Genomic DNA, 9,081 nt, shown 5'->3' on the forward strand with positions numbered 1-9,081 from the left:
TGAAATCCCACCCGGGAGAGATCGTTCCTGAAAAGCGTTTGAAAGAGCGTGCAGGTCAAAATGTAGTAGACCGGCACGGTGATTTTGCGGATCAGCGAAATCCAGCGGAAGGGGATCGGATAGCCGAGCCATTGGTCGTCCCATCCCATCGAAATCGCACCGAGGCGCAAATTTCCGAACAGCCACGCGGCGAACAGCACATAGACCCAGTCACGGTTGACGATCGCCGTAATCAGCACGAAGGCGGCCAGCGTCACGAGGCCGCCCTCGAGCAGACCGGAGCGGCGATAGAACGTGTCGTTTCTTCTTTTGAGCTCGTCTGGTGACAAGCGGGACGCGCTGAGCACCGCGGGTCCGCTGAAAATGGCGCGGCAAATCACGCCATGGGGCTCCTCGGAGACGAGCGCGATGCCGCTGCCTGAGCGGGTCATTTCGCCTGACGACGCCAGGGTGCGCGATACGCTGCCGAGCGGGACCTGCGTGACGGCGTCGAAACAGGCGATTTGCTGAATATGGCGGGATGGGAACAACGTGGTCGTGGCGCTTGCCGCCGCTTCCGACTGGGCCGGATGGATCTCGAACCAGATCGGCGCCTCGCTGAGGCGCGTGTCGTACTTGGTCTGCAAAGGCTGGGAGCGGAGCGCGAGCGCGGCGGTGTCCACGCCGAGGTGGCCGTCCGGATCGCTGAGGATGCGCATTGCCAGCGGGACGCCGCTCTCGGGCGCGGGCGTGGCAGCCGGGTACAGCGACACGAGTAGTGACAGAATGCCGATCGCAACAGGCACCGCATAGTAGCAAAACAACTGCGAGAATACGTTAATCGACAGGCCGGAACGGCTCCAGGTCCGATACCGCATGCCTTCAAACCATTCCATTCAAGCCTGCCCATCAAGGTGGAACGTTGTCATCTTTCCCGCCGGTCAAATCGCGCGTTCGGGCGGCGGGGCTTCGTCGGGCATCGCCAGCACCGGAAAAGCGCTGACGATGCTTCCTTCTCTTTACGGCAATTCAGCATCTAACATGAGGCGGTCTTGTGTATCGAACCGGCCGCCCCTCTATGACAACCTCGATCGAGCCAGGCCAACTAGACGACCGCGGCATCCGCGCTGTTCTGCAGCGAGCCGAACGACCTTGCCTGATCCCCGAACGGAGCCGCGCCGCGGCTCCAGTTCAGTGACGGCGCGGCGCTCAGGTCGATGTCCGGATGGTGCGTCACCAGCATGAACTGGTAGAGCGGGTGCCGCGCCTCGCCCCACCGCCGCTCGGTGGTGGCCACTTCAAACGCCATGATACGGTGCGGGATGTTGGTTGCGTGGGCAAGCGGAATAAACTCTTTGTCGCCGTAAACGTCGCGAAAGAGCAGCGCCGCGTATTGCCGGTCGAGTGGCGTCCGGGCTGCAATGGCCATCCAGTCGATCTGTTCACGTACGCAGTATAGATACAGCGCCTTGAAGAGCCCCAATTTGACCATCCGGCCGGGCTCGCCGGCTTCCACGCCAAGTCGCGTGGCGCCGACCAGCCGGCCGGACAACCAGTCCGGCAGTTCCAGCGACTGCTCGAGGGCGAGCGGGCGGAAACAATTGCTCTGGATACGCATCGTCCCGACCGGACTGCGGTCCAGCCTGGACTCGGCGAGCAGCACGAGTCCACCCGGATCGCGATCGTACGGCTCTTCCTGATCCATGGTTCGCGCGAACTCCGGTACGTGCCGCTGGTAGGCGGCCTGCCGCATTCTGAGCGCGCTTGCCAGCGCTTCATCGTTATCGACGACACGGACCGTGAATGGCAGGCGCGCTTCGCTTCTGCTCGTTGACGGTGTGTCGGACCGGTAACCCGTCGTTGCTGGATGGGAAAATGCCCCGAAAGGATCGCGGGCGTTCGCAGTCTGGTTGCTGTCTATCATTGTAAAAACTCCCGATTGAGCTGCCGCCGGCTGGTGGCAGTAAAGGGAGCTTCGCACGGTCACTAAAAGGGGGGGGTGAAACGGCGGGTGGCGTAGCGCGGTGGTTTTTTCCGGCGGGGCGTCGCCAGCCGTTTTCTGGTCGCCATTCGTGAATGTGGGCGAGGGCCGCGAGGACCAGTCAGCGCTTGCCGAGCGCGAGACTGGCGTCCGATTCGCGACCGAGTAGACTAGTCGTCAATCGTTGCGGTTCGCGAAGTGATCACGTCGACCGACATACATGCGGGCCTGCGCCCCACTTAGCAGTCGAAATGCCGGATGTCGATATCAGGCCTGGTCACCGAGTAAAAAACTGGGGGGGCAATGACCATCGCGATCTGTCAGACGCTTGAGCGGATCTGCGCGACAGCAAGTGCGGATCTGTACCGGGGCCGCCGCTCAACGGATGGCATGCCGGTCCTGCTGAAGCGCCCTCCGGAACCCGCAGAAGCGGGCCAATCCGCTCGATTGAAGCGCGAATACCTGCTGCTTCAATCGTTGAATGTCGCGGGCATTGCGAAACCGCTCGCGCTAGTCAAAGAAGGCAGCGGCATGGCGCTGATCCTGGAGCACTTTGCGGGCGAGTCGCTCGAAGCCGTTTTGGCTCGTGACTTGCGCATGGACGTGGCGCTTTGCCTGCGTATTGGCCACCATCTGGCCGATGCATTGGCGGGCATCGACAGCGCGAAGGTCATCCTTCGGGATGTCCGGCCCGCGAATATTCTGGTCGCGCCGGCAACTGGGCAGGTCCTGCTGGTGGATTTCACCCTTACCGCGGCCCACGAATCCAATAGCGTTTCGCCAGAAAGCGTCGTCGTACCCGTGGGCGATTGGGCGTATGTGTCCCCCGAGCAAACCGGCCGCATGAATCGCCCGGTGGATTACCGGACCGCTTTCTACTCGATGGGCGTATTGCTCTATCGCATGCTGAGCGGCCAGTTGCCGTTCGAGGCGAACGATCCGCTCGAATGGACGCATTGTCATATCGCCCGTATGCCGGCGCCGCCTCATGAGATCGTGCCGGAGGTGCCGCAGGCGGTGTCGGATGTCGTGATGAAGCTCCTGGCCAAGCTACCGGAAGACCGCTACCAGAGTGCATACGGTCTACGCGCGGATCTCGACCGGTGTCTCGCGCGATGGCTGGCCGCGGGTCGGATCGAGTCGTTCCCGCTCGGTACGGAGGACATCCCGGAGCGCTTCCAGGTGCCGCGCAAACTCTATGGACGCGATGAGGAAGCGAAGTGGCTCCTCGACGCATTCCAGCACATGACGTCAACCGGCCGGGCGGTGCTGGCGAGTGTCCGCGGCTACTCGGGCATCGGCAAGTCGGCGCTGGTCGACGCGTTGCGCAAGCCGCTTGTCGCGAAGCACGGCTATTTCATTTCGGGCAAGTTCGATCAGTACCAGCGCGATATTCCGTATGGCACCGTCACGCAAGCGTTTCGCGAACTGGTGCGGCAATTGCTGGCCGAGAGCGAGACGGACATTGCCGGCTGGCGGCAACGGATCCAGGCCGCGCTCGGCGTGAATGGCCAGCTGATCGTCGACGTGCTGCCGCAGGTCGAGATCATCATCGGCCCTCAGCCGCCGGTTGCGGCGCTGCCGCCGAGCGAGGCGCAAAACCGGTTCCGGATTGTGCTCCGGCAATTCGTCGCGGTGTTCGCGAGCGAAGACCACCCGCTGGTCGTCTTCCTCGACGATCTGCAGTGGACCGATGCGGTCTGCCTGACGCTCATCGAGGACCTGATGACGCACCCGGACACGCGCCATCTGTTGCTGATCGGCGCCTACCGGGATAACGAAGTGGACGCCTCGCATCCGCTCGCGGCCACCCTCGAGACGATCCGCCACAGCGGCGCACCGGTGACGGACCTCAAGCTCGCAGCGCTGTCGGTTGTGCATCTGAACGAGTTGGTGGCCGACACGCTCCATGCGTCACCCGTCGTCTGCGAACCGCTCACGCGGCTGGTCTACGAGCGTACCGAGGGCAACCCGTTCTTCTTTATCCAGTTCCTCGACACGCTGCATAAGGAGGGGTTGTTGCGGCATGACACGCGACACTGGGTCTGGCAGTGGGACCTCGATCAGATCAGGGCGAAGGACTTCGCCGACAACGTCGTCGACCTGATGGTCGGTAAGTTGCGTCAGTTGTCTGTCCCGGCGCAGGAAGCGTTGCAGCTGGCCGCATGTCTGGGCAACATGTTCGAGTTGCGGCATCTCGCGCTGGTCAGCCGGAAATCAGCGACCGAGACTGAACAGTGCCTCGCGACGGCGGTGCGCGAGCGCTTGCTCCTGCGCACCCACGGCAGCGGCAAGTTCCTGCACGACCGGATCCAGCAGGCGGCTTATTCACTGATTCCCGCAACCCGGCACGCCGCAGTCCACCTGCGAATCGGCCGGGTACTGCTGGCGAACTTGACAGGGGACGAACTCAGCGAGCATCTGTTCGATGTCGCGAACCAGTTCAATCGGGGCGCCGCGCTGCTGGATGACCGGGATGAGAAGGCGCAGGTGGCGACGCTCGACCTGCGTGCCGGGCGTAAGGCCCAAGCGTCGGCTGCCTATGCGTCGGCGCGTGTATATCTTGCGGCCGGCATCGCGCTGCTCGATGAAAAGGACTGGGACAACCGCCACGAACTCATGTTCGGCCTGCAGCTCGCGAGCGCGGAGTGCGAGTTTCTGACCGGTGACTTCGACCATGCGGAGCGACTGATCGCGGAGTTGCTGCGGCACACGGCATCGACCTTCGACCGGGCGGCCGTCTACCACCTGAAGGTCCTGCTCCATGTGATGAAGTCGGAAAACTCACAGGCCGTGGCCAGTGCGCGCGCCTGCGCCATGCTATTTGGCATCGACATCCCGGCGCACCCGAGCTGGGAACAGGCCCAGGCCGAATACGAAACGCTCCGGCGCAATCTGGAAGGACGCACGATCGAGGCGTTGATTGACTTGCCGCTGATGACCGATCCGGAACTGCGGACCGCCATGGAGGTGTTGTCGATTCCTTTGGAGGCCGCCTACTTTACCGACCTGCATCTGTTTTGCCTGCTGGTGTGCCGCATGGTGAACGTCAGCGTGCGGCACGGGATGAGCGGCCCTATCGCGCAAGCGTATAACTGGCTCGGCACGATCCTCGGCCCGGTCTTCCACAGTCATAGCGAGGGCGATCGATTCATCGAGCTCGCACGCGAGCTGGTCGAGAAGCACGGCTTCATCCCCTTCCGGGCAAAAGAAGGCTTCGCGCACGAGCTTGCGGCAGGATTTGATCGTGCCCGAGGGTCCACGACCGCCGCGCGCGCCCATCCCGACGGAGAGCGCAATAGCTTCGCGCTCTGGGGCACCGGCGGCGAGGTCCGGCAACTCGACGAGCCCAGGCCGCCACTGCATCAACAGCCGGCGTCACCGGCCGCCACGTCGCCCGGCAATGCGGGGCAGCTGGATCTGCTGTCGGTGACCAAGGCGTCGCAGGCAATTTCTTGCCAGATCGTGCTGGAGGATCTGATCGACACGCTGATGCACATCCTGCTGGAAAATGCCGGTGCGCAGACCGGCCAACTGCTGCTCGCACGCAACGAGAGCCTGGTCCTGGCGGCCGAAGCGAGCGTGGAGCAGCAGACAGTTCACGTGCGGCGGCTCCTGAACCAGACCCCGTCCGCGGCGGAACCACCGGCATCGGCGGCGCCCGAGGCGGCATTGCCGGGCTCCATCGTCAATTACGTCCGGCGCTGCCAGGAGCGGGTGCTGCTGGATGATGCGAGGCAACCGAATCCCTTTTCCGCCGACGATTACCTGAGCCGCCGGCAGCCCAAGTCGGTGTTGTGCCTGCCGCTCATCCGGCGCTCCGAGTTGATTGGCCTGCTGTATGTGGAGAACAATCTGGCCACGCATGCGTTCACGCCCGAGCGTGTGACCGTGCTGGAACTGCTGGCCTCACAGGCGGCAATCTCGCTGGAGAACGCGATGCTCTACGCGGCGCTGCGTGAGCGGGAGGCGCGCATCCGCCGCCTCGTCGACGCCAATATCATCGGGGTCTTCTTTGGAGACCTTGCCGGGAATGCCACCGAGGCGAACGACGCATTTCTGCGGATCATTGGCTATACCCGGCAAGATCTGCTGTCCGGCAACATCAATTGGGCAGGCATGACGCCCCCGGAATATCGCACCGCAGACGCGCGGCACGTCGAAGAACTTCAGAGGACGGGTACTTGCCAGCCTTTCGAGAAGGAATATATCCGCAAGGATGGCCGACGTGTCCCGGTCATGGTGGGCTCCGCGATACTGGAAGGCTCGCAGGAAAAGGGCCTCGCCTTTGTGCTCGACCTGACTGAACGCAAGCGGGCCGAGGAGCAGTTGCAGGCATTGCAGGCGCAACTCGCCCATGCCACTCGCGTGGCTAACCTTGGGGAGCTGAGTGCATCCGTAGCTCACGAAGTAGGCCAGCCGCTCACGGCGATCGTGACCAGCGGCGAGGCCTGCCTGCGATGGCTCGGCCACAGGCAGCCGCAGCCGGAAGAAGTGCGGGCCTGTGTGGAGCATATGATCGGTGAAGGTCGGCGCGCGGGCGAAATCGTCCAGGGTATCCGCTCGCTCGCAAAGAGGGCAACCCCGGAGAAGACGCGGCTGGAACTCAACGACGTGGTCAACGACGTTGTGTCGCTGGTTCAGCGCGAGGCTCTGAATCATCGCGTATCGTTGCATCTGAAGCTCGCCCCCGAACTGCCGCCGCTCCTCGGCGATCGGGTCCAGCTTCAGCAAGTGATCATCAATTTCGTCATGAACGGTATCCAGGCGATGGCCGATCTCGGCGACGCGCCACGTGAACTGCTGATTGAGTCGAGTCACGACAACGCGGGGCACGTGGTCGTCGCTGTACGCGATTTCGGAACGGGCATCGATCCGGAAAACGCAGATCGGCTGTTCGACGCTTTCTTCACCACGAAGCCCGACGGAATGGGGATGGGATTGTCGATCTGCCGCTCGATCGTCGAAGCCCACGGAGGGCGGGTGTGGGCCTCCAACAATGCAGGGCGTGGTGCCGTTTTCCAATTCAGCCTGCCTGCGATCGGCGAAAACGCGTCCAGTTAAAGCAGGTGATTCAGGAAATCACCGCAAGTCACGGATAGTGCGAGGAACGATAGTCAGGACGCCTGCCCGCAGCCGAAATCGCCAGCAGGAAGCCCAGCGTGTCGGCCCCTTCATTGATGGCCTCGATCTGTACCTGCCGCAGCCAGTCGGGCATTTCCGGTGGCATGACGCCCCGCGCGATCATCGCGAGTTCGGGGCGCGGGAACACATGATGAATGCCGGTCGATACGCCCAGTCGGGCAAGGGCCGCCTGGGCCCGGGCGTTGGCCTGCACGAGGCGCCCGCGCTCGTCGGTCACGATGACCCCGTGCGCCCGTGCGGCATAGCCCGTGCAACGTTCCAGCAGCCGCAGACGGCGTTCCATTGCCACCTTGCCGAGCCGGCTCTCGATCTGTGCGGCCAGTGACACGATCAATGCCAGACTTTGCTGGTTGTAGCTTTGCGCAAGGCCGGAGTGATCGATCACGCCGAGCACGGAGCCGTCCAGCGGATCGCGAATCACCGTGGCAGAGCAGGTCCAGCGCTTGATGCCTTCGCAGAAATGCTCGGCGCCATGGATCTGGACCGGCTGCCCCAACGCCAGCGCGGTGCCGATCGCATTGGTCCCGCAATTGAGTTCGGTCCAGCCGCAACCGGGAATCAGCCGGATTTCGCCGGCGGGTTCCCAACTGCTCTGATCGCCGGCTAATTCGAGGATCATGCCGTCGGCGTCGGTCAACAACAACACGGTGCCGGTCTGCAACAGGAATTCGCGCGTCTGGAGGATCGTCGGCAGGCTGGCACTGAGCAACCGCTCGTTGGTATTGCGCAAATCGAACAGGCGGTCCTCTTCCAGCGGCGGCGGAGCGCAATCGAGGCCCGGGCTGACCTGGCCGTCCAGGCAGCGATGCCACGAGCGATCAACCACGCCTCGCAGCATACGCGAGCGTGACATGTCACCCTGAACCATACGGTCCCACGCGGACAGGATGCTGGCGTCCCGGTCGGGACTGGGAAACCAGTTCATCGATGTGTTCGACTCGTCCACGCGCCTATCTCCTCATGCTGCAGTATGGCCTCGCGCGGTTCAGGAAATCCAACCGGGCTCACACCCCTTATTGTGGTCCCGGTGCGGCCCTGATGCGCGTCACGCCATAAACTGTACGCCGATAGTTCGAAGTCGAGGAGTATCTGCGGCCGCTGCTGATCGGCCGCGATGCCGAGGCAATCGGAGAGCTGTGGCAACTGATGCATCAGAACGCGTACTGGCGTGCTCGGCACGCCATGATCGCGCACGCTACGAGCGCAGCACCTCCGGGCTCGCCTGCGCGTTCGTCGGCAGCGTGAAGCGGAAGACCGCGCCGTGGGGCTCGTTCGGCACGGCTTCGACCTGTCCGCCGTGCGCCTCGACGATGGACCGGCTGATGGCAAGGCCCATCCCCATGCCCTCGGCCTTCGTCGTGTAAAACGACTGGAACAGGCGGTTGAGGTGCCCGGGGTCGATACCGGTGCCCGTGTCGCGTACCTCGACCATGGCGGTGTCCGGCTCGGCCCTGGCTGTGCTGATCGTTAGCTCGCGCGGCCTGCCGTGCACGCTGGTCATCGCTTCGATGGCGTTGATGATCAGGTTCATCAACACCTGTTGCAGCTGTACCCGGTCACCCTCGACGAGGCGGACGTCACTCGAAAGATCGTTGCGCAAGATGACGCCGTTGCGCAGCAATTCGGGGCGCGTCAGCGTCACGACTTCGCCGACAGCTTCGTTGAGATCCCAGCGCTCGATGCGTGGCGGTACCTTCTTGACGAGCGCGCGTACGCGGCTCACCACGTCGCGGGCCCGGTTGCCGTCCTTCTCGATGCGCGTAAGCGCCTGGCGGACTTCCTCGAGCGCCGGCGGCTGGTGATCGAGCCAGCGCAGGCCCGCGTTCGCACTCGTGACGACGGCGGTGAGCGGCTGATTGACCTCATGGGCGATCGACGCGGTCATTTCGCCGACCACCAGGACGCGGTTCAGTCGCGCGAGATCGGCCTGGGCCTGCTGCAGCGCCACTTCCATCCGCTTGCGTTCGCTGATGTCG

Annotated in this window: 4 protein-coding genes and 2 pseudogenes; 2 read left to right on the top strand and 4 right to left on the bottom strand. The window is 63.5% G+C overall.

Translation table 11 applies throughout. From position 1 onward, the window contains the following. Positions 1 to 875: pseudogene (locus QOC89_RS24230) on the bottom strand (diguanylate cyclase); the annotation flags it as partial. A 209-nt stretch (positions 876 to 1,084) separates the two neighbouring features. Further along, positions 1,085 to 1,903: a hypothetical protein gene (locus tag QOC89_RS24235; protein ID WP_323047337.1), complete on the bottom strand. Its 819-nt coding sequence runs from the start codon at positions 1,901 to 1,903 to the stop codon at positions 1,085 to 1,087. Between the two features lie 447 nt (positions 1,904 to 2,350). Here QOC89_RS24235 and QOC89_RS24240 point away from each other — a divergent pair, with 447 nt between their 5' ends. Continuing rightward, complete coding sequence (locus tag QOC89_RS24240) at positions 2,351 to 7,024, top strand: AAA family ATPase (protein ID WP_323047340.1); 4,674 nt, start codon at positions 2,351 to 2,353, stop codon at positions 7,022 to 7,024. A gap of 28 nt (positions 7,025 to 7,052) precedes the next feature. Here the strand turns inward: QOC89_RS24240 and QOC89_RS24245 are convergent, their stop codons facing one another. Further along, complete coding sequence (locus QOC89_RS24245; RefSeq protein WP_323047338.1) at positions 7,053 to 8,051, bottom strand: GAF domain-containing protein; 999 nt, start codon at positions 8,049 to 8,051, stop codon at positions 7,053 to 7,055. A gap of 140 nt (positions 8,052 to 8,191) precedes the next feature. On the opposite strand from QOC89_RS24245, the pseudogene QOC89_RS24250 reads away from it, so the two are divergent. Next, positions 8,192 to 8,350, top strand: a pseudogene (locus QOC89_RS24250) (hypothetical protein); the annotation flags it as partial. On the opposite strand, the gene QOC89_RS24255 reads toward QOC89_RS24250, so the two are convergent. Then, positions 8,301 to 9,081 (bottom strand): sensor histidine kinase (locus QOC89_RS24255; protein ID WP_323047339.1); only part of this gene is annotated, 781 nt, incomplete at its 5' end. The pseudogene QOC89_RS24250 and the gene QOC89_RS24255 sit on opposite strands and share 50 nt — an antisense overlap.

It is taken from the genome of Paraburkholderia sp. (assembly GCF_034668105.1).
Classification (GTDB): Bacteria; Pseudomonadota; Gammaproteobacteria; order Burkholderiales; family Burkholderiaceae; genus Paraburkholderia.

Coding starts and splice junctions, on each gene's coding strand:
- QOC89_RS24235 (WP_323047337.1), bottom strand. CDS start 1,903: ATGATAGACAGCAACCAGACTGCGAACGCCCGCGATCCTTTCGGGGCA.
- QOC89_RS24240 (WP_323047340.1), top strand. CDS start 2,351: ATGCCGGTCCTGCTGAAGCGCCCTCCGGAACCCGCAGAAGCGGGCCAA.